This window comes from Nonomuraea sp. B1E8, assembly GCF_039871515.1.
GTDB lineage: Bacteria > Actinomycetota > Actinomycetes > Streptosporangiales > Streptosporangiaceae > Nonomuraea.
On record NZ_JBDPLS010000001.1, the window covers coordinates 1,296,096 to 1,319,909 of the forward strand.

Annotated in this window: 29 protein-coding genes and 1 pseudogene; 5 read left to right on the plus strand and 25 right to left on the minus strand. The window is 70.1% G+C overall.

Annotated elements, in window-relative coordinates:
- Window positions 1–2: 2 nt before the first annotated feature.
- Genes ABGA98_RS06195 through ABGA98_RS06205 form a run of 3 tightly spaced genes read right to left on the minus strand, consistent with a single transcriptional unit; the run spans window position 3 to window position 2,637 of the window.
- Window positions 3–653 (minus strand): PIG-L deacetylase family protein, encoded by a 651-nt coding sequence (locus ABGA98_RS06195; RefSeq protein ID WP_347617175.1) that lies wholly within the window; start codon window positions 651–653, stop codon window positions 3–5.
- Window positions 650–1,429 carry a glucose-1-phosphate cytidylyltransferase gene (locus ABGA98_RS06200; protein ID WP_347617176.1) on the minus strand — a complete coding sequence of 260 codons (780 nt, stop codon included), beginning with the start codon at window positions 1,427–1,429 and terminating at the stop codon, window positions 650–652. Before ABGA98_RS06200 ends, ABGA98_RS06195 begins: the two co-directional genes overlap by 4 nt.
- Window positions 1,426–2,637, minus strand: coding sequence for a class I SAM-dependent methyltransferase (locus ABGA98_RS06205; protein WP_347617715.1), 1,212 nt, complete (start codon window positions 2,635–2,637; stop codon window positions 1,426–1,428). Before ABGA98_RS06205 ends, ABGA98_RS06200 begins: the two co-directional genes overlap by 4 nt.
- Before the next feature lie 47 nt (window positions 2,638–2,684).
- Between ABGA98_RS06205 and rfbC the strand changes: the two genes are divergently transcribed.
- Window positions 2,685–3,263, plus strand: coding sequence for a dTDP-4-dehydrorhamnose 3,5-epimerase (rfbC, locus tag ABGA98_RS06210; protein ID WP_347617177.1), 579 nt, complete (start codon window positions 2,685–2,687; stop codon window positions 3,261–3,263).
- Here rfbC and rfbD read toward each other — a convergent pair.
- The 17 genes from rfbD to ABGA98_RS06295 all read right to left on the minus strand — a co-directional run bounded on the left by rfbD (window position 3,245) and on the right by ABGA98_RS06295 (window position 17,046).
- Window positions 3,245–4,102 (minus strand): dTDP-4-dehydrorhamnose reductase, encoded by an 858-nt coding sequence (gene rfbD / locus ABGA98_RS06215; protein ID WP_347617178.1) that lies wholly within the window; start codon window positions 4,100–4,102, stop codon window positions 3,245–3,247. The two genes, rfbC and rfbD, sit on opposite strands and share 19 nt — an antisense overlap.
- A gap of 11 nt (window positions 4,103–4,113) precedes the next feature.
- Entirely contained in the window at window positions 4,114–5,037 is a 924-nt protein-coding gene (gene rfbB, locus ABGA98_RS06220; protein ID WP_347617179.1) for a dTDP-glucose 4,6-dehydratase, read from the minus strand.
- Window positions 5,034–6,101 carry a glucose-1-phosphate thymidylyltransferase gene (locus ABGA98_RS06225; protein ID WP_347617180.1) on the minus strand — a complete coding sequence of 356 codons (1,068 nt, stop codon included), beginning with the start codon at window positions 6,099–6,101 and terminating at the stop codon, window positions 5,034–5,036. Before ABGA98_RS06225 ends, rfbB begins: the two co-directional genes overlap by 4 nt.
- Before the next feature lie 2 nt (window positions 6,102–6,103).
- Window positions 6,104–7,558, minus strand: a complete 1,455-nt coding sequence (locus ABGA98_RS06230; RefSeq protein ID WP_347617181.1) for a sugar transferase — start codon at window positions 7,556–7,558, stop codon at window positions 6,104–6,106.
- Window positions 7,559–7,900: 342 nt separating this feature from the next.
- On the minus strand, window positions 7,901–8,251 hold the full coding sequence (locus ABGA98_RS06235) for a hypothetical protein (protein WP_347617182.1): 351 nt from the start codon (window positions 8,249–8,251) through the stop codon (window positions 7,901–7,903).
- A gap of 94 nt (window positions 8,252–8,345) precedes the next feature.
- Window positions 8,346–8,975, minus strand: coding sequence for a GntR family transcriptional regulator (locus ABGA98_RS06240; RefSeq protein ID WP_347617183.1), 630 nt, complete (start codon window positions 8,973–8,975; stop codon window positions 8,346–8,348).
- Window positions 8,972–9,844 (minus strand): EamA family transporter, encoded by an 873-nt coding sequence (locus tag ABGA98_RS06245; RefSeq protein ID WP_347617184.1) that lies wholly within the window; start codon window positions 9,842–9,844, stop codon window positions 8,972–8,974. The genes ABGA98_RS06240 and ABGA98_RS06245 overlap by 4 nt, the downstream gene beginning before the upstream one ends.
- Window positions 9,845–9,873: 29 nt before the next feature.
- A complete protein-coding gene (locus tag ABGA98_RS06250; RefSeq protein WP_347617185.1) occupies window positions 9,874–10,251 on the minus strand; it encodes a hypothetical protein in 378 nt (125 codons plus the stop codon).
- A gap of 178 nt (window positions 10,252–10,429) precedes the next feature.
- Window positions 10,430–11,245 carry a glucose 1-dehydrogenase gene (locus ABGA98_RS06255; protein ID WP_347617186.1) on the minus strand — a complete coding sequence of 272 codons (816 nt, stop codon included), beginning with the start codon at window positions 11,243–11,245 and terminating at the stop codon, window positions 10,430–10,432.
- Between the two features lie 63 nt (window positions 11,246–11,308).
- Window positions 11,309–12,634 carry an MFS transporter gene (locus tag ABGA98_RS06260; RefSeq protein WP_347617187.1) on the minus strand — a complete coding sequence of 442 codons (1,326 nt, stop codon included), beginning with the start codon at window positions 12,632–12,634 and terminating at the stop codon, window positions 11,309–11,311.
- A 62-nt stretch (window positions 12,635–12,696) separates the two neighbouring features.
- Complete coding sequence (locus ABGA98_RS06265) at window positions 12,697–13,416, minus strand: isocitrate lyase/phosphoenolpyruvate mutase family protein (RefSeq protein ID WP_347617188.1); 720 nt, start codon at window positions 13,414–13,416, stop codon at window positions 12,697–12,699.
- Between the two features lie 52 nt (window positions 13,417–13,468).
- Window positions 13,469–13,789, minus strand: a complete 321-nt coding sequence (locus tag ABGA98_RS06270) for a DUF3870 domain-containing protein (RefSeq protein ID WP_347617189.1) — start codon at window positions 13,787–13,789, stop codon at window positions 13,469–13,471.
- Window positions 13,790–13,824: 35 nt separating this feature from the next.
- Window positions 13,825–14,289, minus strand: a complete 465-nt coding sequence (locus ABGA98_RS06275) for a cupin domain-containing protein (protein ID WP_347617190.1) — start codon at window positions 14,287–14,289, stop codon at window positions 13,825–13,827.
- 216 nt (window positions 14,290–14,505) lie between these two features.
- Window positions 14,506–15,024, minus strand: a complete 519-nt coding sequence (locus tag ABGA98_RS06280) for a GNAT family protein (RefSeq protein WP_347617191.1) — start codon at window positions 15,022–15,024, stop codon at window positions 14,506–14,508.
- An 11-nt stretch (window positions 15,025–15,035) separates the two neighbouring features.
- The gene (locus tag ABGA98_RS06285; RefSeq protein ID WP_347617192.1) at window positions 15,036–15,407 is read right to left on the minus strand and encodes an MmcQ/YjbR family DNA-binding protein; all 372 of its coding nucleotides are present in this window, start codon (window positions 15,405–15,407) and stop codon (window positions 15,036–15,038) included.
- 78 nt (window positions 15,408–15,485) lie between these two features.
- A complete protein-coding gene (locus ABGA98_RS06290) occupies window positions 15,486–15,905 on the minus strand; it encodes a VOC family protein (protein WP_347617193.1) in 420 nt (139 codons plus the stop codon).
- A gap of 373 nt (window positions 15,906–16,278) precedes the next feature.
- Window positions 16,279–17,046, minus strand: a complete 768-nt coding sequence (locus tag ABGA98_RS06295; RefSeq protein WP_347617194.1) for a class I SAM-dependent methyltransferase — start codon at window positions 17,044–17,046, stop codon at window positions 16,279–16,281.
- 158 nt (window positions 17,047–17,204) lie between these two features.
- Here ABGA98_RS06295 and ABGA98_RS06300 point away from each other — a divergent pair.
- Both ABGA98_RS06300 and ABGA98_RS06305 read left to right on the plus strand, forming a co-directional pair.
- Window positions 17,205–17,417 (plus strand): annotated as a pseudogene (locus ABGA98_RS06300) (cellulose binding domain-containing protein); the annotation flags it as partial.
- 80 nt (window positions 17,418–17,497) lie between these two features.
- The gene (locus ABGA98_RS06305; RefSeq protein WP_347617195.1) at window positions 17,498–18,691 is read left to right on the plus strand and encodes an ROK family transcriptional regulator; all 1,194 of its coding nucleotides are present in this window, start codon (window positions 17,498–17,500) and stop codon (window positions 18,689–18,691) included.
- Window positions 18,692–18,765: 74 nt separating this feature from the next.
- On the opposite strand, the gene ABGA98_RS06310 is transcribed toward ABGA98_RS06305, so the two are convergent.
- Window positions 18,766–19,236 (minus strand): hypothetical protein, encoded by a 471-nt coding sequence (locus ABGA98_RS06310; RefSeq protein WP_347617196.1) that lies wholly within the window; start codon window positions 19,234–19,236, stop codon window positions 18,766–18,768.
- Between the two features lie 132 nt (window positions 19,237–19,368).
- The gene (locus ABGA98_RS06315) at window positions 19,369–20,343 is read right to left on the minus strand and encodes a YafY family protein (protein WP_347617197.1); all 975 of its coding nucleotides are present in this window, start codon (window positions 20,341–20,343) and stop codon (window positions 19,369–19,371) included.
- Window positions 20,344–20,405: 62 nt separating this feature from the next.
- Between ABGA98_RS06315 and ABGA98_RS06320 the strand changes: the two genes are divergently transcribed.
- Window positions 20,406–21,590, plus strand: coding sequence for an epoxide hydrolase family protein (locus tag ABGA98_RS06320; RefSeq protein WP_347617198.1), 1,185 nt, complete (start codon window positions 20,406–20,408; stop codon window positions 21,588–21,590).
- 53 nt (window positions 21,591–21,643) lie between these two features.
- On the plus strand, window positions 21,644–22,486 hold the full coding sequence (locus ABGA98_RS06325; RefSeq protein WP_347617199.1) for an NAD(P)H-binding protein: 843 nt from the start codon (window positions 21,644–21,646) through the stop codon (window positions 22,484–22,486).
- 86 nt (window positions 22,487–22,572) lie between these two features.
- Here the strand turns inward: ABGA98_RS06325 and ABGA98_RS06330 are convergent, their stop codons facing one another.
- From ABGA98_RS06330 to ABGA98_RS06340, 3 genes are read right to left on the minus strand one after another with little or no spacing between them, the layout of a single operon-like run.
- Window positions 22,573–22,899, minus strand: coding sequence for a PIN domain-containing protein (locus ABGA98_RS06330; protein WP_347617200.1), 327 nt, complete (start codon window positions 22,897–22,899; stop codon window positions 22,573–22,575).
- A gap of 52 nt (window positions 22,900–22,951) precedes the next feature.
- Entirely contained in the window at window positions 22,952–23,470 is a 519-nt protein-coding gene (locus tag ABGA98_RS06335) for a type II toxin-antitoxin system RelE/ParE family toxin (RefSeq protein ID WP_347617201.1), read from the minus strand.
- Between the two features lie 3 nt (window positions 23,471–23,473).
- The gene (locus ABGA98_RS06340) at window positions 23,474–23,782 is read right to left on the minus strand and encodes a type II toxin-antitoxin system prevent-host-death family antitoxin (RefSeq protein WP_347617202.1); all 309 of its coding nucleotides are present in this window, start codon (window positions 23,780–23,782) and stop codon (window positions 23,474–23,476) included.
- Window positions 23,783–23,814: the final 32 nt, after the last annotated feature.

Sequence of the window (23,814 nt, forward strand, 5' to 3'; positions counted from 1 at the left end):
TTTCAGCCTCCTGCTAGGTCGAGCGAGAGTTTGTCGAGGTAGAAGGCCTCGGCGTAGCGTGCGTGGCATTGGACGCCGCGGATCCTGGCGAGACCGAGGAACGCCTCCCTGTCGAACCAGGTGCGCCGGCGCTGCGACGGATAGTGCTCCTGCAGCAGGGCGACCTTGCGCTCGGCGAGCGCGAGGTCGAGCGGCTGGTACGCGTTGGGCCGGCCGAGATCGCCGTCCCATTTGAGGATCTCGTAGCCGAGCGTGAGGTGGTCGCGGAAGGCGGTGGGCACCAGTCGCGCCAGCCCTCTGTGGTCCTGGTGGGCGTCGCCGGCGTGGGGCGCGAGGATCAGGTCGGGCTCGGTGCGCAGGCGCAGCTCCTCGACCGCCGTCTTGGCCTCGTCCCAGTGGGCCGGCAGCCGCCCGTCGGGCACCTTGGCCACGGTGATCCGCAGGTCCGCGCCGGGACAGAAGGCGGCCAGCGCCGCGCGCTCCTCGTGCTCGCGCTCGGTGCCGCCGCCCGACAACACCAGGACGTCGACCTGCACGCCGGGGTGCGACGTGCAGATGGCGAGCAGGGTGCCGCCCGCGCCGATGGCGATGTCGTCGCAGTGCGCGGCCAGCGCGGCGACCCGGCGCAGCCCCGCGGGCACGAGCCGGTTCACGTCGTACGCTCCCACAGGGCCCACGGGCGGTCGCCGCGCGCGTAGGCGCGGTCGAGCTCGATCCGCTGGTTGACGGTGTCGGTGGGCCGCCAGTAGCCGCGGTAGGGGTAGGCGAGCAGCCGTCCGCGTTTGGCAAGCTCCTTGCACCCGTCGACGAGCAGGTCGCCGTTCTCCGGGATGTGGTCGAAGATTTCCTGGCGTAACACGAAATATCCGCCGTTGACCCATAACGGCATCTCGGTGACCGCCGTGATCTGGTCGACCAGCCCGTCCGGGGTGATCCCCACGCAGTGGAAGGTCCCCGGCGGCGGCACGGCCATCAGCGAGCCGCCCGCGTCCGACCCGGCGAACCTGTCGATGATCTCCGGCAGCGGCGCGTCCGTGAGCACGTCCGCGTAGTTCGCCAGGAACATCTCGTCCCCGCCGAGGTGGTCGCGCACGCGGCGCAGCCGCTCGCCGATCGACGACTCGATCCCGGTGTGCACGAAGGAGACCGTCCAGTCGGAGATGTCGCTGCCCAGCAGCTCGATGTCGCCGCCGCGCAGCACGAAGTCGTTGGAGGCGGTCTCCTCGTACGTGAGGAAGAAGCTCTTGATGTGCTCCGCGCCGTAGCCGAGGCAGAGCACGAAGTCCTTGTGACCGAAGTGCGCGTAATAGCGCATGACGTGCCAGAGCAGCGGCCTCGGGCCGACGAGCTGCATGGGCTTGGGCACGTCGCCCGGCGCCCCGGTGCGCATCCGCGTGCCGTACCCGCCGCAGAAGAGGACGACCTTCACACGACCTCCAACATGGGGATGGGGAAGACCAGCCGGCCACCCCAGTCATGGACGTACGCGAGCTGCTCGACCAGCTCGTCGCGCAGGTTCCACGGCAGGACGAGCACGTAGTCCGGCCGGTCGGCGGCGATCCGGTCCGGCGGGAAGATCGGGATACGGGCGCCCGGCGTGAACTTGCCGTGCTTGTACGGGTTGCGGTCCACCGTGTACGCGAGCAGGTCGGGCCGGACACCGCAGTGGTTGAGCAGGGTGTTGCCCTTGCCGGGAGCCCCGTACCCGACCACCGTCCGGCCCGCGTCCGCGGCGCCGACCAGGAAGCGCAGCAGGTCACGCCGGACCCGCGCCACCCGCCCCGCGAACTCGGCGTAGCCCGCGATCTCGTGCAGCCCGGCCGCCTTCTCCAGGGCCAGGACGTCGGCCACGCGCGGCGACGGCGCGACGCCGGCCTCCACGGGCCTGGCCCACAACCGGATGGAGCCGCCGTGGGTGTCCAGCAGCTCGACGTCCACCACCGCCAGGCCGCCGCTCGCCAGCGCCCGCTGCGCCGAGGCGACGGTGTAGTACTGGAAGTGCTCGTGGTAGATCGTGTCGTACTGGTTGCGCTCGATCAGCGTGAGCAGGTGCTGCACCTCGATGGAGACCAGCCCGTCGTCGGCGACCAGCGTGCGCAGCCCCTCGGTGAAGCCGATCACGTCGGGGATGTGCGCGTAGACGTTGTTGGCCACGACGTGGCCGGCGCGCCCGTGCTCCCGCACGATCTCCCGCGCGCTCTCCGGCGTCAGGAACGCCGTCACCGTCGGCACGCCACGCTCCCTCGCCGCCGCGCCCACGTTCACCGACGGCTCGACGCCCAGGCAGCGCACCCCCCGATCGACCACGTGGCGCAGCAGGTAGCCGTCGTTGCTGGCCACCTCGACCACGAAGGAGCCGGGCCCGAGGTCGAGCCCGGCCACGAAGGAGCGGGCGTGCTCCACCCACGAGGTGGAGTAGGAGGAGTAGTAGGCGTAGTCGGTGAAGGTCTCCTCGGGGGAGATCAGCGGCGGGATCTGCGCCAGCCAGCACGACGTGCACACGCGCAGATGCAGCGGAAAGGTGAGCTCCGGCTCGTCGAGCTGGCCGGCGGTGAGGACCCGCTCGCACGGGGGCGTCGCCCCCAGGTCCACGACGCCGGTCATGTCGGTGGAGCCGCATAAACGGCAAGAGGTCATTCGCACGCTCCGGAAGATGGGTGTTTCTCATTGGTACTGTGCGCCCCATGGATCCCCTCGGCATCGACGGCGCGTGGGTGCACACGCCGCGCGTCCACACCGACCCCCGTGGCTCGTTCCTCGAGGCGTTCCGCGCGGCCGACCTGCCGCGGCGGTTCGACCTCGCCCAGGTCAACTGCTCGGTGTCCGGCCGCGGGGTGCTGCGGGGCGTGCACTTCGCCGACGTGCCGCCCGGCCAGGCGAAGTACGTGATGTGCGTGTCCGGCAGCGTTCTCGACGTGGTCGCCGACCTGCGGGCCGGCTCGCCCACGTTCGGCCGCTGGGAGGCGCGGACGCTCGACGACCGCACGCGGCGCGGCATGCTCGTCGCCGAAGGGCTCGGGCACGCCTTCATGGCGCTCAGCGAGCAGGCCACGGTCGTCTACCTGTGCTCGCAGCCGTACGCGCCGGGCCGGGAGCACGGGGTCCACCCGCTCGACCCGGCGCTCGCGATCGGCTGGCCGCCCGAGGTGGAGCCCGTGCTGTCGGAGAAGGACGCCGCGGCTCCCTCGCTCGACGAGGCGCTCGCGGCCGGGCTGCTGCCGGACTATCGTGCGTGCCAGGAGTTCTACGCCACGTTGCATTGAGGCCCCGCATTCGCGGCGATGACCGGCCAGGCCGCGTGCAGCGCCGCCCGCCAGTGGCGCAGCGGCTCCGCTCTGGTGCAGGCCAGCACGCTGCCGGCCGGACGCCGCGCGGGGCGCGGGCAGTCGGCGCTGGTCACCGGCCGCACCCGCCCGGGGTCCGCGCCGAGCAGCGTGAAGACCTCCTTGGCCAGGCCGTACCACGTCGTCTCGCCCGAACAGGCGCCGTGGTAGACGCCGGGCGGCAGATCCGACTGCGCCAGCCGTACGAGGAAGTCGGCCAGGTCGGCCGCCCACGTCGGCTGCCCGCGCTGGTCGTCGACCACGTCCACGAACGGCCGCTCACCGGCCAGCCTGATCATGGTCCGGACGAAGTCGGTGCCGGCCGTGCCGTACAACCAGGCGGTCCGCACGACGTAATGGCCGTGCTCCAGCGCCGCGCGCTCCCCCGCCAGCTTGGTGCGCCCGTAGGCGTTGACCGGCCCGGTGGCCGCGTCCTCGCGGTACGGCGCCGCGCTCGCGCCGTCGAAGACGTAGTCGGTCGACACGTGCACCAGCCGCGCCCCGGCCTGGTCGCACGCCTCGGCCAGCCAGCGCACCGCGTGCCCGTTGACCGCCAGCGCCTCCGCCTCGCGCGACTCGGCCTCGTCCACGGCGGTCCACCCCGCGCAGTTGATCACCGCTCGGGGGCGGTAGGCGCACACGAAGTCGCGCACCGCGCGCCGGTCGCGCAGATCCAGCTCGCTGCGGGCGAGCGCCACCACCGGGTCGCCGGTCAGCGCCGTACGGTCGAGCACGTCGGTGGCCAGCATGCCGCCCGCGCCCGTGATGAGCCATCTCATGACGCCTCCTGTCAAGCCGCCCACCAGCCCCGGTGCTCGGCGTACCAGCGCACGGTGTCCTTCAGCCCCTGCTCGAACGGGATCTCCGGCCGGTAGCCCAGGGCGCGCAGCTTCGCGTCGTCGAGCGAGTATCGGCGGTCGTGGCCCTTGCGGTCCTCGACGTGCTCGACCAGGTCCCAGTCCCGGCCGCAGGCCTCCAGCAGGCGGCCGGTCAGCTCCAGGTTGGTCAGCTCGGCCGTGCCCGCGATGTGGTAGACCTCGCCGGGCTCGCCCTTGTGCATCACCAGGCGGATGCCCGCGCAGTGGTCCTGGACGTGGATCCAGTCGCGCACGTTGCCGCCGTCGCCGTACAGCGGGACGGTCGCGCCGCGCAGCAGCCGCGTGACGAACAGCGGGATGATCTTCTCGGGGTACTGCCGGGGCCCGTAGTTGTTGCCGCACCGGGTGATGGAGACGTCCATTCCGTGGGTGATCGCGTAGGAGCGGGCGATCAGGTCGGCGCCCGCCTTGGAGGCCGCGTACGGCGAGCGCGGCGCCAGTGGCGCGTCCTCGGTCCAGGAGCCGGACTCGATCGTGCCGTACACCTCGTCGGTCGACACCTGCACCACCTTGGCCACCCCGGCCTCCAGGCACGCCTGCAACAGCGTCTGCGTGCCCAGCACGTTGGTGCGCACGAACGCGGCCGCCCCCTCGATCGACCGGTCCACGTGGGACTCGGCGGCGAAGTTCACCACCACGTCGTGGCCGGGCACGACCTCGGCCAGCAGGCCGGCGTCGCAGACGTCGCCGTGCACGAACGTGTGCCGCGCCCCGCCGAGATTGGCCCGGCTTCCCGCGTACGTGAGCTTGTCCAGCACGGTCACGTCCGCACCGTCGAGGCCGTGCACGAAGTGGGAGCCGATGAACCCCGCGCCACCCGTCACCAGAATTCTCATGAACTGATTTGCACCTTGCTGTGATCGCCCAGCACGAGACGGTGGGCTCTGGGTGTGTGGGGCGCGGGGGTGACCTCGACGTCGTGGCCGATCAGCGACCACTCGATCCGGCCCACGCCCTCGATGGAGGCCCTGGGCAACACGATCGAATACTCGATCTCGCTGCCGGTGATCGTGCACGACGCGCCGATGGAGGTGAACGGGCCGACGTAGCTGTCGCGGATCCGCGCGCCGCCGCCGATGATCGCCGGGCCGACCACGCGCGAGCGCTCGACCACCGCGCCCGGCTCGACCACGACCCGGCCCACCAGGTCGCTGGCCGCGTCCACGTGCCCGCTCACGCGCGGCTCCACCGACTCCAGCACCAGCCGGTTGACCTCCAGCATGTCGGTGACGTTGCCGGTGTCCTTCCAGTAGCCGGTGATCACGGATGACTCGACGCGCAGTCCCGCCTCGATGAGCCACTGGATGGCGTCGGTGATCTCCAGCTCGCCCCGCCACGACGGCTTCAGCTCCGCCACCGCCGTGTGCACCGCCGGGTTGAACAGGTAGACGCCGACCAGCGCCAGATCGCTCTTGGGCCGCGCGGGCTTCTCCTCCAGGCCGACGACCCGCCCCGCGCCGTCGAGCTCGGCCACGCCGAACTGGCGCGGGTCGCCGACTTCGGTGAGCATGATCTGGGCGGCGGGCCGCTCGCGGGCGAACCGGGCGACCAGGTCGGTGATGCCGCCCACGATGAAGTTGTCGCCCAGGTACATGACGAAGTCGTCGTCGCCCAGGAAGTCGCGGGCGATCAGCACGCCGTGGGCCAGCCCGAGCGGCGCCTCCTGCCGCAGGTACGTCACCTGCAGCCCGAACGCCGACCCGTCGCCCACGGCCGCCTCGATCTCGGCCTGGGTGTCGCCGACCACCATGCCGAGCTCGGTGATCCCCGCCGCCGCGATCGCCTCCAGGCCGTAGAACAGGACAGGTTTGCCGGCGACCGGCACGAGTTGCTTGGCCGAGGTGTGCGTGATGGGCCGCAGCCGTGTGCCCGACCCTCCGGCGAGCACGAGTGCTTTCACAGCTAGTAGGCCCCTTCTCCGCGGGTGACGACGGACCAGGTCTTCCAGAGAATCTGCAGGTCGAGGATGAGCGACCAATTCTCCACGTACCGCAGGTCGAGGCGTACGGACTCCTCCCACGTCAGGTCGGAGCGGCCGCTTACCTGCCAGAGCCCGGTCATGCCCGGTTTGACCACCAGGCGGCGGCGGACGTCGGCCCCGTACTTGCCGACCTCTTCCGGCAGCGGCGGGCGCGGGCCGACGAGGGACATCTCGCCGCGGATGACGTTGAGGAGCTGGGGCAGCTCGTCGAGCGAGTATTTGCGCAGGTAGGCGCCTACCCGGGTGATCCTTGGATCGTTCCTCATCTTGAAGAGCACTCCGTCGAACTCGTTCGCGTCGAGGAGTGCACGCTTGCGCTGCTCCGCATCCACCACCATCGTACGAAATTTCACGACGCGGAATTCTTCGCCGCCTTTGCCGACCCTGACCTGGAAGAACAGCGCGGGCCCCGGGCTCGTCAGCCGGATCACCAGCGCGATCGCCAGCAGCGGCAGGGCGAGCAGCAGCAGCGCGGCCCCGGCCACGAGCCGGTCGAACATGCTCTTGACGAGCTGCTTCGTGCCGTCGAACTCCGGATGCTCCACGTGCAGCAGCGGCATCCCGGCCACCGGCCTGATGCTGATGCGCGGCCCGGCCACGTCAAGGAGCGCGGGCGCGACGAAGAGGTCGGTACGCGCGGTCTCCAGGCTCCAGGCCAGCCTGCGCAGCGCCGCCCCGTCCAGCTCCGGGCAGGCCAGGACGGCCACGGCGTCGGCCTTCTCGCGCTCCACCACGCTCGCCACGTCGCCGAACGAGCCCAGCACCGGAACACCGTCCAGGTCGACGTCCATGTGGCCCTCGGGAAGGCAGGCCCCCACCACGCGCATCCCGTGATAGGGCTGGCGCCTGAACTGCAGCACGAGGTCGAGAATCGACTCCCGGTGCCCGACCGCGACCACCTGGCGCATGTACTCGCCCACCGCTCTTCTCCGGTGCAGACGTTTACGCATGCGATAACGGAAATAGAGCGTGGCGAGCAGCGCGAGCGGCAACATCGCCATGACGAAACTGCGCGCGATCGTGGTCTGCGTGGCATAGGCCATGATGGCGACCGTGGCCATCAGCCCGGCGCCGCCGTTGAAGACGGCCTTGAACTCGTCGGTGCCCTCGCCGTTGGCGCGCTGGCGGTAGGCGCCGCCCATCATGAGCGCGACGGGCCAGGCGACGACGAGGCCGGAACCCAGCAGATATTCGGCCGGCGGAATGTACACGCCGGCGACGAGCCGGACACCCAGCACGCAGACGCACGCGAGCAGCACGCACATCGTGTCGCCGGATAACAGGAGCCGCAGGTACGCCCGCGTCCAGATGCTCGACGCACGACGTGGTACGGCCTCGAGGAGCACGACAGCGGACTCCCCAGTCCCCACCCTCATAACACCACCTGATACTCGATGCACCGCTGTTCCCGACAGGAGACCTGCTCATCGACCACCGCACCGGCGCCTCCTCCGGTCAGGCCGTGGCGGCGGTCCGTTCAGCAGGTTTTCCGATCGGGACTTGACGTTCCTTGCACCACACGGGTTGACAAGTCCCTCGAACAATCAAGGGCGGCGGCCCCCACTAAAGATTAAAGATCGATTCGAGTAGGGGGAATAACGGTATATGTCCACAATCGGACGATTGCCGAGCCGCATGAGGGCTTGACGGAACGGTCCAGAAGTGGCAGTGAACGATGAAATACGGCGACAAATTCGTGAATTGTCCAGCCGGTCGCGCTAGTCGTACTCCAGGTCCGGCAGCGCCGACGGCGGATCCGGGCTGCGCCACACGACCACCACCCCGTCACGCGTGGAGTCGGCGGCCAGGGCGAGCCGGTCGAGGTCGAAGTCCGGCAGGTAGCGCAGGCGGGCGAGAAAGCCGGCGTCCGTGGCGGAACGCGGCACGACGCAACCCTCTCCGTCGCGGTCGAGCAGGATGTAGAGGACGTCCGCGCCGGCTTCCGTGGCGACACGGACCTCGACGACGTCCTCCCAGGCGAGAGCCTCGACGCTGCCGTCAGCGTAGTGACGGGTGACGCCCTCTTCCGTGACGTACACGTAGGAGTCCGGCATCGGGTTGCCGTGCATGGGCGCGATTCTTGCGAGTTCAGGGGTGGTCCCGCAAGGGTTCGTCCGCAATGGAGGGCGTTTGCCGGGCACGCATTCGCCGCCCCTGAACGCCTCAGCGGTGGCGGCCGCCCCACGAGTGGCCGAGATGCGCCGCCACCGCCGCCCGCGCCGCGTCCCGCGGCCCTTCGGCGATCGTGTCGAGCAGCTCGCGGTGCTCGCGCACCAGCACCTCCCTGTCCTCGTAGACCTCGCGCAGCCGGACCAGCCCGAGCCTGGTCTCGGCGGCCAGGGCGCCGTAGAGGCGTTCGAGCCGAGGGCTTCCCACCGCCTCGATCAGCGCCTCGTGCAGCGCCATGTGCTCGGCCACGCTCTCCGACCACGGCGCCGTGGCCGGGAGCGCGGCCATCCGGTGCAGGGCCGCGTCGGCCTCCGGCACCCGGCGCCCGGCCACCGCCTGGGCCATCAGGTCCTCCAGCGGCCGCCGGACGTACATGAGATCGTCGAGATCGGAAAGCGTCACTTCCGGAACGTAGGCGCTGCGGTTGCGCTCGCGCCTGAGCAGGCCCTCGTGCACCAGCGTCGCCAGCGCCTCCCGTACGGTCGGCCTGGCCACGCCGTAGGACGCGGCGATCTCCTGCTCGGGCAGCGGGGTGCCGGGCGCGATCTCGCCGGAGAGCACCCTGCTGCGCAGGGCGTCGGCGAGCGCGCCCACGGTGGAGACGGGTCTGAGCGGCAACGTCACGGCTGCGACTCTAACGCCCTTTCCTGCCTTCTTTCCGGTACGGCCACCGCGACGAGGCTCAGGGCCAGCAGGACGAGCCCGGCGACGGACACCGGGGCGAGCCGCTCGCCCAGCACGACCAGGCCGAGCAGCGCCGCGACGGCCGGCTCGGCCAGCGCCAGCGTGGCGGCCGTGGCCACGGGGGTGGTGCGCAGCCCTCGGCCGTACAGGAAGTAGGACAGGGCGGTGGTGCCGAGCCCGAGATAGAGCACGGCGGCCAGCCCGCGCGGCTCCCCCAGCCAGGAGACCCCGTTCGCCATCAGGATCGGCAACATGATCACCGCCGACCCGCCGAACATCACCCCCATCACGGCGTCCGGTCTGACCCCCCGGCCGATCTCGCGGGCCGCCATGACGGCGTAGAAGGCGTACAGCAGCCCGCCCAGCAGCGCGAACAGCACCCCCGACACCACCTCCCCACCCGCCTGCGCCCCGCCGCCGACGATCAGCGCGGCGGACCCGCAGATGGCCGCCGTGGTGGCGACGGTCCAGCGCCCGCTCGGCCTGCCGCCGTGCAGGAGCCAGGAGAGCAGCCCGGTGAAGATGGGCCCGCTGCCGATCGCGACCACCGTCCCGATGGCCACACCGGTGCGGCCGACCGCGGCGAAGAAGCAGAGCTGGTAGGCGGCCACCGCCGCGGCGGCGGGCAGGAGCCCCGGCCTGAACGCGCTCCTGAGGCCGGCTCCGGCGTGGAGCGCGAGCGCCGTGCCCCCGATGACGAGCCGCGCGGCGGCCAGCGCCACGGAGTCGGCGGAGACGAGCAGCCCGGCCGTGCCCGCCGTGCCCCAGAGCACGGACGCGCCGACGACGGCGAGCGGTCCCTTCCTCATGCTCGCCATTGTGCCTTACTGTCTGACAATCAGACAACTCCGTCCAGGAGCCGGTCGATCAGCCGTCCCGCCGGGGCCGCCACCTCCCCCGCGTAGTCGTCGAGCACGGCGAGAGCGTCGGAGACTCCGGTCAGGCTCTTGCGCGGCAGGTCGAGCAGGGACTCACCCTCCGCCGTGATCGCGCCCGCCACGTGGAAGGCGCCGCCCGAGACGGCGATGGACACCTCGAACCGCACCTCGCGACCGTCGGGCAGGATGAAGGTGGCGCCTGTCCTGGCGCCCGCGGGAGGGAAGAAGTAGGAGAAGCGCTCGCTTCTCACGAAGGGATGGCGTAAGTCCGCGAGGATCTCCGACGCCCGGTTCAGGGCCGCCAGCAGCCCGGCCGCCGCCAGACTCCCGCTGTCCACGTGCAAAGGGTAGATCAGCGCGCCGGTCGGTGACCAGGAACGCCCGGAACCCTCTGCCACCCCGCCCAACCGGCCCTGTACGAGGACGTCACCCGGTGATCGGGGCCGGAGGCGAGTCTCCCGGCAGGACGGCGCGGACGGCAACCCGGGCCGGGCCTGCGGCATCAGCGGTCACACCCTAGTGACCATCGATGGCACGAGGGTCCCACGCGCCCGCACCGCCGGAGGCGCGAACGGTGCTCACCCAGGCGGCTCCCCCATCGACGGAGAGCACTTCGCCATTGACGTAGCCCGCGTCGTCGCTGAGGAGGAACGCCACCACCGCGGCGACCTCCTCCGGCGTTCCTGTTCGCCGTTGCGGCACCGTGGTCCCGCGTCGGAGCATGTCGGCCTCGGCGGCGGGCGACGCGGCGGCCGGGCCTGTGGGCACCAGACCGGGAGCGACCGCGTTGACCCGCACCCCCTTCGGCCCGCCGTACACGGCCGCGCCTCGGACCACGCCGAGCACTCCATGTTTGGAGGCTTGGTAGGGCAGCAGGTCGTGGCTGGCCCGTAGCCCCGCGATCGACGAGGTGACCACGATGGCCCCGCCGCCGCCCTGCCGTTCGTACTGGCGGAAGGCGGCGCGTACGCCGAGGAAGGGTCCCCGCAGGTTGACTGCGACGACGCGGTCGAACTCCTCGACGCCGACGTCGGTGAGCGGGGCAAGGCTGCCGGCGATGCCGGCGTTCAGGTGGTGCAGATGCAACTGGCCGAACGCCTCAACCGCGGCGGTGACGTACCCCTCCACCTCGTCCTCCCGGGACACGTCGGCCGCCACGGCGAGCGCGGGTGCCGGCAGTTCCGCGGCGACCCGTTGCGCTCCCTCGCCGTCGACGTCCACGACGACCACGTTCGCTCCTTCGGCGGACAGGCGCCGCGCGCTCGCCGCGCCGATCCCGCTCGCCGCCCCGGTGACCACCGCCACCTTGCCTGTCAGCGATCCGCTTGGCATCTGGTCTCCTTCACGTCACGGCTCGACGGGGATACGGCTCGATCATGGCGCAGATGCGGGCCGTCACCGGGCATCGAGTACCGCCCCGCGACCCGCGGACGTTTCGGTACGCCGTATATGGTGGTCGAGCGCCAGGGCGAGCGCGGACGAAGTCAGGATGCCGGCTCCCAGCACCAGCACGGCGAGCGTGAAGTCGCCGGTCGCCTCGCGGATGATGCCCGTGATCTGAGGGCCGATGTAGCCGCCGATGTTTCCGAGACCGTTGATGGTGGCCAGGCCGGCCGCGAGCGCCGAGCCCGCCAGGAAGGTGGAGGGGATGGACAACTGGATCGGGATGCAGCAGTAGAGCCCGACGCCTGCCACGCAGAAGCCGGCGATGGCGAGCACCGGCTGCTCGATGAGCAGGCCGGCGGCCAGGAAGCCGACGCTGGCCGTGGCCGCGGCTGCGGCGAAGTGCCGGATCCGCTCCTGGGTGCGGTCGGAATGCCGGGACCACCACACCATCGGGACGACGGCAAGGACCGGCGGCAGGGCCGCAACCCAGCCGATGGCGTTGGTGTCCAGCCCGAACTGGCGCAGGATCTGCGGGATGAAGAACTGGTATCCGAACAGGCTGAACGCGAACAGGATGTAGATGACGACCAGCACCGCGACGCGGGAGTTGAGCACGCCGCGCCTGAACGGGTGCGCCGCGTGGCCGCCGAGGCCCTCGCTCTCCTTGGCCAGCTCCGCGGTGAGCCAGGCCTTCTCGTCCGGGTCCAGGAAGGTCGCGTCCGCGGGCCGGTTGCGGATCACCAGGTAGAACACGAAGCCGAGGATCACGGGCGGCAAGCCTGTGACGAGGAACATCCACCGCCAGCCGGGCAGGCCGAGCAGGCCGTCCATCCCGGTCATGATGTGCGCGGAGATCGGCGTGCCGAACCCGGACAGCGGGACCGCGATCACCATCAGCGAGATGGCCGCCGCGCGCTGGGCCGGTGGGAACCAGCACGCGACGAAGAACAACATGGCCGGGGAGAAGCCGGCCTCGGCGATGCCGAGCAGCAGGCGCAACAGCATGAGGCTGATTTCGCCCTGGGCGGCCGCGGTCGCCATCGTCACCAGGCCCCAGCTGATGACGATGCGGGAGACCCACACCCGCACCCCGACCCGGGAGACGATGTAGTTGCTCGGGATCTCGAAGAGGGAGTAGGTCCAGAAGAAGATCCCGGCGACGAGCCCGTAGACGGCCGGGGTGATGCCGAGTTCCTCGTTCATCGTCAGCGCGGCGACCGAGACGTTGAGCCGGTCGAGGTAGAGGGCGAAGTAGCAGATTCCCAGCAGTGGCAGAAAGCGCCACATGACCTTGCGTAGCGTCCTGGTCCGGATGTCCATCGGGGCCGTTGTCATTGAGTCGACCTTTCTGCGCGGCCAGCGGGTGTCCCCGCGGCCCGCCGGCGTCCTGCCGGACGTCAGCGCTGAGTCAGAAGCCGTCTGAGATGGTCCGTAGACGGCGGTACGGAGATCGCCGTCACAAGTACGGCGGCGACTCCCCTCGGTAGTCGAGCGGTCGGCGGCAACTCGTGGCCGAGTCTGGAATGCACGGCCAACGCCCCCTGGGCGGCGGCGGCCAGCTCGGTGACGGTGCCGAGCAGGCGGTCGGCGACCCCTGCTCGAAGGACGGAGTTCAGCAGGGGCATGGTGAGCTCGGCACCGGCCTCGTGGTAGCGGCCGAGCCGATCCGCGGTGTCGGCGCGGCCGTGTTCCAACCCGTCGGCCCTGGCCACGAACAGCAGCTCGAAGCGGCTGCGGGCCTCGCTGATCAGATCCGCGAACGCCGTGGCGGGCAGCAGGGTCCCATCGGGCCGCGAGTCGCCGATCACCACCGCCCCGGCGCCGGCGGCCGACAACTCGGCACACAGCTCGATCGGCTCGCCGAAGCCGTCCTCGCCGTCCACGATCACGGGGATGGGTGAGCTCCGGCAGATCTGGCGTACGTAGGACACGTAGGTGTCCGCGCCCCAGCGCGGGATCATCGGCTCGTCGAACAGCGCGCGACCGACCGCGCCGCCGGAGACGAAGACCGCCCGGGCGCCGGCGGAGGAGGCCATCCTGGCGCTCAGCGGGTCGTGACAGCCCGGTATGAGAAGTGGGCGGTCGCGCAGCGCCGCGCGAAGCCTGGACGGTGACATGCATGCTCCTTCAGCCACACGCACGGTCGTGGTGTGGGGATGGACTGGGCGGTCAGCTGGACCGGTAGGCCGCGTAGCGCCGCCAGGCATCAGAGATCGCCTGCTTGAGCGAGCCGGCCGCGTTGCTGAGGAAGTGCGCGTCGATCTCGGCCAGGACGGGACCGATGTCGTCGGCGAAGTTCACTCCCACCAGGAGTTCGGACACCCAGTCGCGGACCATGCCGGCGATGGCGGTCGAGTCGACCTCTATGATCACGCCGGTCACGCGGTCGATGCGCAGGCTGACCGTCAGGAACTCGCTGGCGCCGTGGACCGCGGAGGTCCGCGGCACCCTGGCGTATCCCACCACGATCAGGCTTGCACGCGCACCCATAGCGGCAGTGTGCCACCGCTCGGTCAGCGAGGCCGTCATGGGGCCCGCTCCGTCAGCTTCTCGACCTCGGCGGCGTCGAAGTCGACGAACGTGGTGGTCGGCTCGGCCACGGGCCGGGGCGTCTCGCCGGCGTCGAACAGGCCGACCGCATGCGCGGCGAGCGTCGAGTCACTCTGGAGCCCGGGGGCGTGGACCTCCACCATCGTGCAGGGCTGCTCGGACCTGTTCCAGGCCCAGTGCACCGCGCCCGCCGGGATCCGCAGGAAGTCACCCGCTTCAAGCTGGAACGCTCGGTTCTCGACAAATATCCAGACCTGCCCGGCCTGCAGCCAGTTCAGCTGCTCGCAATCGTGGGTGTGCGGCTTGGAGTGGTAGCCGGGCGGCCGCGTCGCGATCATCAACGACGCGGCGTTGCCGTACACCGCTTTGGTGACGAACGACGTGGTGCCCATGTCGGCGAGCTGCTCTCGCACCTCGGCACCGGAAGCATGAAGGGACATGATCACTCCCTCGGCGACGCCGGGGACCGGCGGCGACGAACGGCGGCGCGTGGGCGACGCCTGCCAAGGGAGAGGGTCCGACTCTGATGTGGGTGGCTTGAGCATCCTGCTCGGCAGGCCACATCGTCGAAATCCGCTGTTGGTACGTGTGAGGCTAAACGAACGTTTGACCAGTCGCAAGACCCTGTTCTCGGTCCGTGGCCACCCACGCCGGATTCAGGCGCGCGATCGTGTCAAAGCTCTGCGATCGGTCGCGAGCCGGACGTGACGCTCGATGTCGTAGCGCACGCCCTCGTGGCAGAGCTTGCCCCGCTCGATCCCCTCGGGCCGGAAGCCCGCTTTGGTGGCGACCCGGCACGACGCCGGATTGTTCGTGCGGTGCCCCAGCTGCAGCCGGTGGAGGCCACGCTCGCCGAACGCCCATCGGGCCAGCTCGGCGGTGGCCGCCGCCGCGATGCCCCGCCCCCTGAACTCGGGCACGACCCAGTAGGACACCCACCCGTTGTCGTGCTCGTCGATCCCGGCGACCGCGACGTTTCCCACGACCCGCTCGCCGACCGTCACGGCGAAGGCGTGACCGGCCCCCGGCCAGGCGGCGATCCACCCCATGGCGTCCTGAAGGGTGACGACGGGCCACGGCGCCTGGTGCCGCAGATCGGGGGACTGGAAGGCGCGCAGCACGGCCGGGGCGTCGTCGGCGCGCCACTCCCGCAGCCGCATGTTCACATGGGTCACGCTGCCCGAGATTACCCAGACTGCACCTGTTGCCCGATCTGGTGGGTGGCTTCGAAATCGGCCACCAGCTGCTTCGGCGCGGTCAGGCACCACGCCTCGGCCACCAGCTCGAACAGCTCGTCAGAGTCGATCTTGTCGAGGTGGACCACCACCCAGCCGAACCGCCCTGCCGTGAACTGCACCTCGAACACCTCGGGCCGCTCGGCCACGAGGGCGATCTGCTCCTCGATCGTGGCCTTGAGCCCGACGGTCTCGGTCGCCTCCCACAGGTAGGCGAAGCCCTTGTCACGCACCTTGAGCCCGACCCACTCGCCGCCGTGGCTCATCCGGACCTCGGGCAGCTCGTTCAGCAACTCGAGGAAATCATCGACGCTCACACCCATGCCCGCCTGTGTACCAGACGCGGCCGACACTTCCGGGGCCCTCAGCGGACGCACGTGCCGGCCGCCTCCCCGAAACGATCAATCGTAATAGCGCACTTCCAGCACGTTGCCATCGGGATCAGGAAAGTAAATCGCCTCGGGAGCGATGCCCTGGGCGCCGAAGGTGTTGGTCGCGGTGCCGGAGATCTCCACTCCGTGCTGTTTCAACCGGACCTGGAGAGCGTCGAAATCCTCCCTGCCTACCGACAGACAGAAATGATTGATCGGATGTCCGGAACTACCCTTCACCCCCGTGTGCTCGTCGACCCCTTTTAAGGCGTCGTACGCGATGAGATCGAGGATCGTCTCAGCCGAGATCCGCACGCTGGGAAAGGCCGCCTTTCCATCGCGAAACTCCTCCGTCCGTACCCCGGGCAGCCCGAGCACCTGCTCGTAGAAATGCAGGGACCTGCGCTGGTCGGCAACCCAGCAGACGAGATGGTCAAGGCGCACATCCATGAAAACCTCCTGCTCCAATATCTGCCGCCCACCGCTCCTTGTCCACCTGCAGAACCAGCCGCCAACGAATTTCCGCCTCCGCGAAACACGTGGTTAACGTCAAGTTAGCGGTGATGACCTGCACGGTTGAGCCGGCCGCGACATTCCTGCCCACAATGAGGGTGTGATGGAGATCATCGCCACCGGGGCCAATAATAGACGCAGGGTTTCGGATTCATCATGACGGGATGGCAGGTGGCCGGCCGTCACGCGCACGCGCCCGATCGGGTCCCTCCCGTCGGGAGGCCGCCTGAAGGAGATCGTTCACCGGCGTCTCCTCCCCGGCATGGCCGTCCTCCATGAGAGGCGCCCACACCGCGAGAGGATTCACCCCTCAGGGCCGGCCGAGCGGGAGGCGGTAGACGGACACGTGCGAACGGGACTCCGCGGTGAACTCCGCTCCGGCCCAGTCGGCGTGCCTGGACTCCAGCTCGAACCCGGCCAGCTGGGCCATGAGATCGAGCTCGGCCGGCCAGATGTAGCGGTGCGGGCTGCGGAACAGCTGCGCCTGCCTGCTCTCGTCGAACTCGAAGTGGTGCGACACGACCAGCTGGCGCAGCACGTCGTAGGTGTCCAGGCCGATGTAGCCGGGCTCGGCGGTGAAGACCGTCGCCGGCTGGCCAGGGGGCAGCTTGCGCAGCTCAGGCACCCACAACTCGATCACGAACCGGCCGCCGGGCTCGAGATGGCGGGCGGCGTTGCGGAAGCACGCGACCTGTTCGGCCTGGGAGAGCAGGTTGGAGATGGTGTTGAAGACGAGATAGACCAGCGAGTACGTCCCTGGCGCGGAGGCGGTCGCCATGTCGCCGGTGACCACCGGGATCGTCGCCTCGTCCACCTTCGTACGCAGCCGCTCGATCATCGGCCTGGACAGCTCGATGCCCGTGACAGGCACCCCACGCTCGGCGAGCGGCACGGCCACGCGGCCGGTCCCGATGGCGAACTCGAGCGCCCGCCCGTCGCCCGCGAGCTCGGCGAGGCGGCTTACGGTCGGCTCCAGCACCTCGGGCGCGAACATGCCGGTGCCCGGCGTGTCATAACGCTGGGCGGCGTCAGCGTCCCAGATGCGCTCCTGGACGAATTCCGGCTCAGCCCTCGTCATGCCGTACATCCCATCCGCTCTTCGTGCCGTTCTCAGGCGATCAACAGTAGGCAGCCCACGGGCCCGGCGTCGAGCGAGTTTCCCGCCGGGCCGCGGCACGGAGCCGGCAGCACCGCCGCGGCAGCCTCCGGCGGGGCGACCTCAGGCGGGGCACCACGACGATCAACGGCTGGACCGTCACCTTCACCCTGCCGGCCGGACACACGCTGACCGGCTCGTGGAACGGCGCCACCACCGTCAGCGGGCAGACCGTGACCATCAGGAACGCCGGCCACAACGGCACCCTCGCCCCCGGGGCCGGCGGCGTCGGCTTCCAGGTGAGCCGCCCGGACGGCGACACCGCCCTTCCCTCCGGCTACACCTGCGCCTGACGCCCGCAGCCCAGGGAGTCGTTGTCCGGGTATCGTCCAGATCAGATACTTGAGGCAACGGGACGATCCCGGAGGTCAGGTTGGCCCAGGAGGAGATCCGCCGGCACAACGCCGGCACCCTGCTCCGGCACGTGCACCTGGGCGGCGCGGTCTCCCGCACGGCGCTGGCCGAGCGGATGAGGCTGAACCGCAGCACCATCATGGCGCTGACCACCGAGCTCGCCACGGCAGGCCTGGTCCGCGAGGAACTGCCCGCCGACACCGGCCGGGCGGGACGACCGTCGCTGGTGGTCCGCCCCCACTCCGGCCAGGTCTACGTGCTCGCCTTCGACGTCGCCGTGGACCGGCTGGTCGCCGCCCGGGTGGCGCTCGGCGGGATCATGCTGGACCGCAGGGAGGCGGTCCGCCCGCGCGCCGGAGCCGACCTCGACCGGGTGGTCGAGGTGCTCGCCCGCTTCGGCCGCCGGCTGCACCGTACGGCGCCCCCGGACTCCGTGTGCGTCGGCGTCGGCGCGTCCTACTGCGGCATGATCCGGCCCGGCGACGGCATGGTGCGCTTCGGGCCCGACATGGGCTGGGTGGACCAGGCGTTCGGCACCGAGCTCGGCCGCCGGCTGGGCCTCGGCCTGCCGGTGTCCGTGGGCAACGAGGCGCACCTCGGCGCGCTGGCCGAACAGCAACGCGGAGCGGGCGTCGGCTTCCAGAACCTGATCTATCTCCACGGGGACGTCGGCGTGGGCGGCGGCATCATCGTGGGCGGCAAGCTGCTGGACGGCGACGGCGGCTACGGGTGCGAACTTGGGCACATGGTGGTTAACCCGTACAACGGGCGCCCCTGCGGATGCGGCTCCCATGGTTGCCTGGAGGCGGAGGCCGGCGAGCGGGCGCTCCTCGACGCCGCGGGCCGGCCCGCCGACCTGTTCGGCCGCGACGCCGTACGCGCCGTGGTGGACGACGCCGACCGTGGCGATCCCGCAGCCCAGAAGGCGCTGCACCAGGTCGGCGACTGGCTCGGCATCGGCGTGGCCAACCTCATCAACCTGTTCAACCCCGGCATGGTCGTCTTCGGCGGCATGCTGCGCGACATGTATCCGGGCGCGGCGGGCCGGGTGCGCGCCCGCATCGCCGCCAACGTGCTGCCCGTCGCCCGCGAACGGGTGAGACTGCGCACCTCGGCGCTGGGCGACGACGCCACCCTGGTCGGCGCCGCCGAGCTCGGCTTCTCCGACCTGCTGGCCGACCCGCTGGGCGTGCTCACCCGTACGACGAGGTGACGCGGTCGCACCGGCCCTTCATCACGCCGTCCAGGACCGGACGCGACCCGAGCCACGGTCTCCGCGCTTCGGGCTCATACGGAGACCCGCACCGGCCCGAGATCACCCTCCGCGGCCTTGAGAGCCCCGGCGTGGTGAGCAGGATCTGCCTTGATCCTGGCAGTGGCCCGCCAGCCCGCTATGACCTCCTGGGTAGTGGCATCGACATCCAGCTCGGCCGCGTCGGAGAGCGCCTCGACCAGTTCGAGTGTGAAGGCACGCAGCTCGACCGAAGACAGATGCCGAACCCAGGGGAAGACCTCCGGCATGGCGATGACAAGAGCACGCGCGGTGGAATCGTGCCTGAGCATCGCAAGGAACAGACGCGACGCGGTAGTCAGCGTCCGGTCGCGATCTTCTTCCCGGTCCGCTGCAGTCAGGTAGAAATCCGGAGCGTCCCGGTGCGTGACGCGTACCCGTCCAACGCGTGCCGCACGCTCGGCAACCGCTCGCGGATTCCTCGACAGATCGGAGAAGGTCACTGCGTTGGCATGGCTGGTGCTCACCCCAATAGCGTATGTCAGATCACGTTCTGATGTATGTGACCCCAAGGAATCGATCAACCCGGATCCTCTCGGCTCGGGCAGGACGCCGGCCCGTTCCACGCGCTTGAACGGTTGCCCGCCTCGCCCGGCGCGTTACTCGTCCGGATCTTCCGAGGCCGTGGCGCGGTGGTAGCGGCCGGCGAGTTCACGCACGAGTTCGACGAGTTCCGCGGGTTCCGTCACGGTGAAGTCGACGCCGAGCAGGCCGAGATGAACGGCGAGCGCCTCGATGCTGTCCGCGCCGGTGTCCAGCAGGCAGCGGGTGTCGTCGACCGGCGTGATCGCCCCGATGGCGGCGTTGATCCGCTCGGCGAGCCGTTCGGCCGGTACGTGCACGACGACCCGGGCCCGGTGTCGCCAGGCGGCCGACGACACACCCCGGCGTACCTGGTCGACGGCTTCCTCGGGGAGTTCGCGGGGGGCGAACCGGGGACCCGTCGGGGTGCGCGGGTGGAGCCGGTCGACCCGGAACGTACGCCAATCGGCCCTCTCGACGTCGAACGCGACGAGGTACCACCGTCGTCCCCAGTTGACGAGCCTGTACGGTTCCACCTCGCGCCGGCTCGCCGAATCGTCGTGGCTTCGGTAGTCGAATCGCAGGCGCTCGTGGTCGCGGCAGGCGGCGGCGAGGACGCTCAGCGTGTCCGCGTCCACCCGCGGGCCCTGATCGTCCCGGGGTACCGCGACGGCGTACCGCTGGAGGGCGCTGACGCGGCGGCGGAGACGGGCCGGCAGCACCTGCTCCAGTTTCGCCAGCGCGCGCAGCGAGGTCTCCTCGACTCCGGTGATCGTGCCTCCGGCGGCCGTGCGGAGCCCGATCGCCACCGCGACCGCCTCCTCGTCATCGAGCAACAGGGGCGGCAGCGCGGCCCCGGCGCCGAGCCGGTAGCCGCCGACAGCACCTCGCGTGCCGTGCACCGGGTAGCCGAGGTTTCGCAGGCGTTCCACGTCATTGCGGACGGTCCGGGTGCTGACCGACAGCCGCTCGGCCAGTTCGGCGCCGGTCCAGTCGCGGGGTGTCTGCAGGAGCGAGAGCAGGCGCAGCAGCCGCGCCGAGGTTTCCAACATCCTTCGGAGCCTGCACCTTCATTAGGAACGAAGCTTGCCTATTCGGTTCCTATGTTAGAGCCATGACGAACGACAGCACGATCACCCCGTTCCGGATCGAGATCCCCCAGGCCGACCTCGACGATCTCCAGCAGCGGCTGGCCCGGACCCGGTGGGCCGAGGAACTGCCCGCCGGCGAGCCGGCACCGGCCGGCCCGGTGCCGCCCGGCTGGGAGTACGGCGTCCCGGTGGGCTACGTCAAGCAGCTGGTCGAGCGGTGGCGCACGGGGTACGACTGGCGTGCCTGGGAGGCCAAGCTGAACGCGTACCCGCAGTTCACCACAGGGATCGACGGCCAGAACATTCACTTCCTGCACGTGCGGTCGCCGGAGCCGGACGCGACACCACTGATCCTGACCCACGGCTGGCCGACCTCGCCGGTCGAATGGCTGGACGTGATCGGCCCGCTCACCGACCCGGGGGCCCATGGCGGCGACCCGGCGGACGCGTTCCACCTCGTCATTCCGTCGGTGCCGGGCTTCGCCTTCTCCGGGCCGACCCTGGAACGCGGCTGGGACCGGTACCGGGTGGCCAGGGCCTGGGCCGAGCTGATGCGCCGGCTCGGATACGACCGCTACGGCGCGGCCGGCAACGACGGCGGATCGCTGATCTCGCCGGAGGTGGGCCGAGCCGACCCCGAGCACGTCTGCGGCGTGCACGTGACGCAGGTCTTCTCATTCCCCTCGGGCGACCCCGCCGAGCTGGACGAACTCAGCGAGGAGGAGCGCGGCAAGCTCGCGTTCGCCGAGTGGTTCACCCAGAACCGGGGCGCCTACGACAAGCTCCACTCCACCGAGCCGCAGAGCCTGGCGCACGCCCTGGCCGACTCCCCGACCGGCCTGCTGGGCTGGCACGCCCAGCTCCTCGGCGCTTCGCTCGACCCGGACTTCGTGCTCACCAACGTGATGATGTACTGGCTGACCAACACCGCCGCCTCCGCCGCCCGGTTCTACTACGAGGACGCGGCGACGGCCCCCGCCCGGCAGAAGTCCAACGGCAGGGGAACCACCGTGCCCGAGCCGACCACCGTGCCTCTCGGACTGGCCAATTTCGCCTGGGACTACCAGTCGATCCGGACGTTCGCCGACCGCGACCACAAGAACATCATTTCCTGGAACGTCTACGACCGGGGCGGCCACTTCGCCGCGCACGACGCGCCCGACCTCCTCGTCGGCGACCTCCGGCGGTTCTTCCGCAAGGTGCGCTGACACCTCGGCCAACCCACTGTCCTCCACTGTCCTCCTACGAAAAGGAACCCCTCATGTATCTCGTCATCGGCGCCACCGCCCACTTCGGACGTCAGACGGTCGAGGAACTGGTCGCCGCGAACGCGCCGGTGCGGGCGCTTACCCGCACTCCGGAGCTGGCCGGGCTTCCCCCGCAGGCCGAGGTCGTCCGGGGCGATCTGACCAAGCCCGAGACCCTGCCCACCGCGCTGGCCGGCGTCGAAGCCGTCTTCCTGGTTCCGCAGTACGGGCTGGACTTCGCTCCGTTGCTGGAGGCCGCGGCCCAGGCCGGGGTACGACGGCTGGTGCTGCTGTCCTCCGGTGCGGTCGTCCCGGGCGCCGAGCGGCAGCCCAACGTGATCGCCCAGTATCACCGCGACGTCGAGCGGGCCGTCGAGGCGTCCGGGATCGAGTGGACGTTCCTGCGGCTGCTGTTCCCCGCCATCAACTCGTTGACGTTCGCGATGCAACTCCAGGGCGGTGACGTCATCCGCGCGCCGTACATGGAAGCGGCCTTCAGCGCGGTGCACGAAAGGGACGTGGCCGAGGTGGCCGCGCGGATCCTGGTCGACGGCGGGCACGCGGGGCAGGCCCACGACCTGACCGGCCCCGAGTCGGTGACCCAGGCACAGCAGGTCCGCATCCTCAGCGAGACGCTGGAACGTCCGCTCACCGTCGAGGACGTCGACCCGGAACCCGTGCTGCAGCAGATGAGCCGGTTCATGGACCACGAGTTCCTGGCGGCGCTGTTCGGTCTCATGGCGCAGGCGGTCGGCAAGCCCGCGCCGGTCAACGGCGTCATCGAACACGTCACCGGGCACCCCGCGCGCACCTACGCCCAATGGGCGGCCGACCATCGGGCCGACTTCACCGGCTGACGCATGTGGCCTGGGACCACCGAGCAGCCCCGGTCTGCAGCCAAGCGGTGCCGTCCGGTGGTTCCAGGACTCCGCCGGAAGCCGTCTCAGACAGGAACCACCTGCACTGCTTTCCCGCACAGCTTGCTCATGTCGTCCTCGTCGGACGTCAGAACGATGGCAGGGCGCACCGAGCGCAGTGCGGTTGCCGCGACCACAGCATCGATGGCGTCGTGACCATGCAGGCGGGCCTCTCGAAGAAGTTCGATCGCGCGCGACGAGATGTCCTCGGTAACCGGCTCGATCTTCAACCGGGACAGATACCACCTGAGACGATCGCCTTCGACGCGAACGTCCTGCGCCTCGATCGGTGTCATGGCGCTGACCACAACCCTGAAATCGTTGTCCTGCGCCTCTCGTACGAACGCCGTCATCGAAGTAGCAAAATACCGGTCCCCGATGTGCGCCAGGCAATAGATGAGCGACCTAATGAGGCTTGGATCGGTACTCAGCCCACGCGTCGACCGCCTCTTGAAGATCAAGGGCGGCAACATCCTCACGCGCCATCCCGACTGTGTAGATCAACCGGTCCGCGAGCCAATCTGGAACCGGTTCTCTAGGAGGGGCTTTCTCCACTCGAATGTGATCGGCCAGCGCACCGAGGCGTTCGATCACCTGGCCGAGCTTAATGATCTCGGGACGGTCCGCACCCACCTCGCGAACCCTCGCTGTCGCCTCCGCGTACACTTCCGCGTCGGCCCGCTCACCGACAGCCCACACCTCGCAGATCTCCACCGACTTGTCCTCGGTGGTGCGGTAGACGACACGCCAGGTGTTGCGACCGACCACCAGCTTCCGGAAACCGCTCAGTTCCCCGCCCAGCGGGTAGCCGGCCTCAGGGTTGTCCACCAGGAGCAGGATCTTCTTGAGCACCTTGGGCACCGCGTCTGGGCCGATGCGCCGGAGGTCGTCGACCGCCGGCGCCGTGAAGACGACGTCGGACACGATTCACTCATCGTCCGGGATGGCGGACAGCGATTCGCGGGTATGCCCGAAAGCGGCAAGCACCTCATCGAGCGAGATCCGCTCCCCCGCATCCGTGACCGACCGGGCAAGCACCAGCGCCAGATCACGAAGATCAGCCGCCGCTTCCTCCAACTCATTGAGCCGGCGAATGCTCACGACGGCCGCCACCGGCTGATGCCGACGGGTGACCACCAGATCGGTCCCCTGCTCCGCGTCAGCCACCAGGCGGGCAACGCCTCGCTGGGCCGCCTCCGTGACGCTCAGCTCAGTAGCGTCGTGCAGAACAGTCATACATCAACTGTACATCTTTCTATATACAAGCG

What these genes read in the sequence shown, in the direction of transcription:
- ABGA98_RS06205 (WP_347617715.1), bottom strand. Translation starts at nt 2,637, where the DNA reads ATGACCTCTTGCCGTTTATGCGGCTCCACCGACATGACCGGCGTCGTG.
- rfbC (WP_347617177.1), top strand. Translation starts at nt 2,685, where the DNA reads ATGGATCCCCTCGGCATCGACGGCGCGTGGGTGCACACGCCGCGCGTC.
- rfbD (WP_347617178.1), bottom strand. Translation starts at nt 4,102, where the DNA reads ATGAGATGGCTCATCACGGGCGCGGGCGGCATGCTGGCCACCGACGTG.
- rfbB (WP_347617179.1), bottom strand. Translation starts at nt 5,037, where the DNA reads ATGAGAATTCTGGTGACGGGTGGCGCGGGGTTCATCGGCTCCCACTTC.
- ABGA98_RS06230 (WP_347617181.1), bottom strand. Translation starts at nt 7,558, where the DNA reads ATGAGGGTGGGGACTGGGGAGTCCGCTGTCGTGCTCCTCGAGGCCGTA.
- ABGA98_RS06235 (WP_347617182.1), bottom strand. Translation starts at nt 8,251, where the DNA reads ATGCACGGCAACCCGATGCCGGACTCCTACGTGTACGTCACGGAAGAG.
- ABGA98_RS06245 (WP_347617184.1), bottom strand. Translation starts at nt 9,844, where the DNA reads ATGAGGAAGGGACCGCTCGCCGTCGTCGGCGCGTCCGTGCTCTGGGGC.
- ABGA98_RS06255 (WP_347617186.1), bottom strand. Translation starts at nt 11,245, where the DNA reads ATGCCAAGCGGATCGCTGACAGGCAAGGTGGCGGTGGTCACCGGGGCG.
- ABGA98_RS06260 (WP_347617187.1), bottom strand. Translation starts at nt 12,634, where the DNA reads ATGACAACGGCCCCGATGGACATCCGGACCAGGACGCTACGCAAGGTC.
- ABGA98_RS06265 (WP_347617188.1), bottom strand. Translation starts at nt 13,416, where the DNA reads ATGTCACCGTCCAGGCTTCGCGCGGCGCTGCGCGACCGCCCACTTCTC.
- ABGA98_RS06270 (WP_347617189.1), bottom strand. Translation starts at nt 13,789, where the DNA reads ATGGGTGCGCGTGCAAGCCTGATCGTGGTGGGATACGCCAGGGTGCCG.
- ABGA98_RS06275 (WP_347617190.1), bottom strand. Translation starts at nt 14,289, where the DNA reads ATGTCCCTTCATGCTTCCGGTGCCGAGGTGCGAGAGCAGCTCGCCGAC.
- ABGA98_RS06285 (WP_347617192.1), bottom strand. Translation starts at nt 15,407, where the DNA reads ATGGGTGTGAGCGTCGATGATTTCCTCGAGTTGCTGAACGAGCTGCCC.
- ABGA98_RS06290 (WP_347617193.1), bottom strand. Translation starts at nt 15,905, where the DNA reads ATGGATGTGCGCCTTGACCATCTCGTCTGCTGGGTTGCCGACCAGCGC.
- ABGA98_RS06295 (WP_347617194.1), bottom strand. Translation starts at nt 17,046, where the DNA reads ATGACGAGGGCTGAGCCGGAATTCGTCCAGGAGCGCATCTGGGACGCT.
- ABGA98_RS06315 (WP_347617197.1), bottom strand. Translation starts at nt 20,343, where the DNA reads ATGTTGGAAACCTCGGCGCGGCTGCTGCGCCTGCTCTCGCTCCTGCAG.
- ABGA98_RS06320 (WP_347617198.1), top strand. Translation starts at nt 20,406, where the DNA reads ATGACGAACGACAGCACGATCACCCCGTTCCGGATCGAGATCCCCCAG.
- ABGA98_RS06325 (WP_347617199.1), top strand. Translation starts at nt 21,644, where the DNA reads ATGTATCTCGTCATCGGCGCCACCGCCCACTTCGGACGTCAGACGGTC.
- ABGA98_RS06330 (WP_347617200.1), bottom strand. Translation starts at nt 22,899, where the DNA reads ATGACGGCGTTCGTACGAGAGGCGCAGGACAACGATTTCAGGGTTGTG.
- ABGA98_RS06340 (WP_347617202.1), bottom strand. Translation starts at nt 23,782, where the DNA reads ATGACTGTTCTGCACGACGCTACTGAGCTGAGCGTCACGGAGGCGGCC.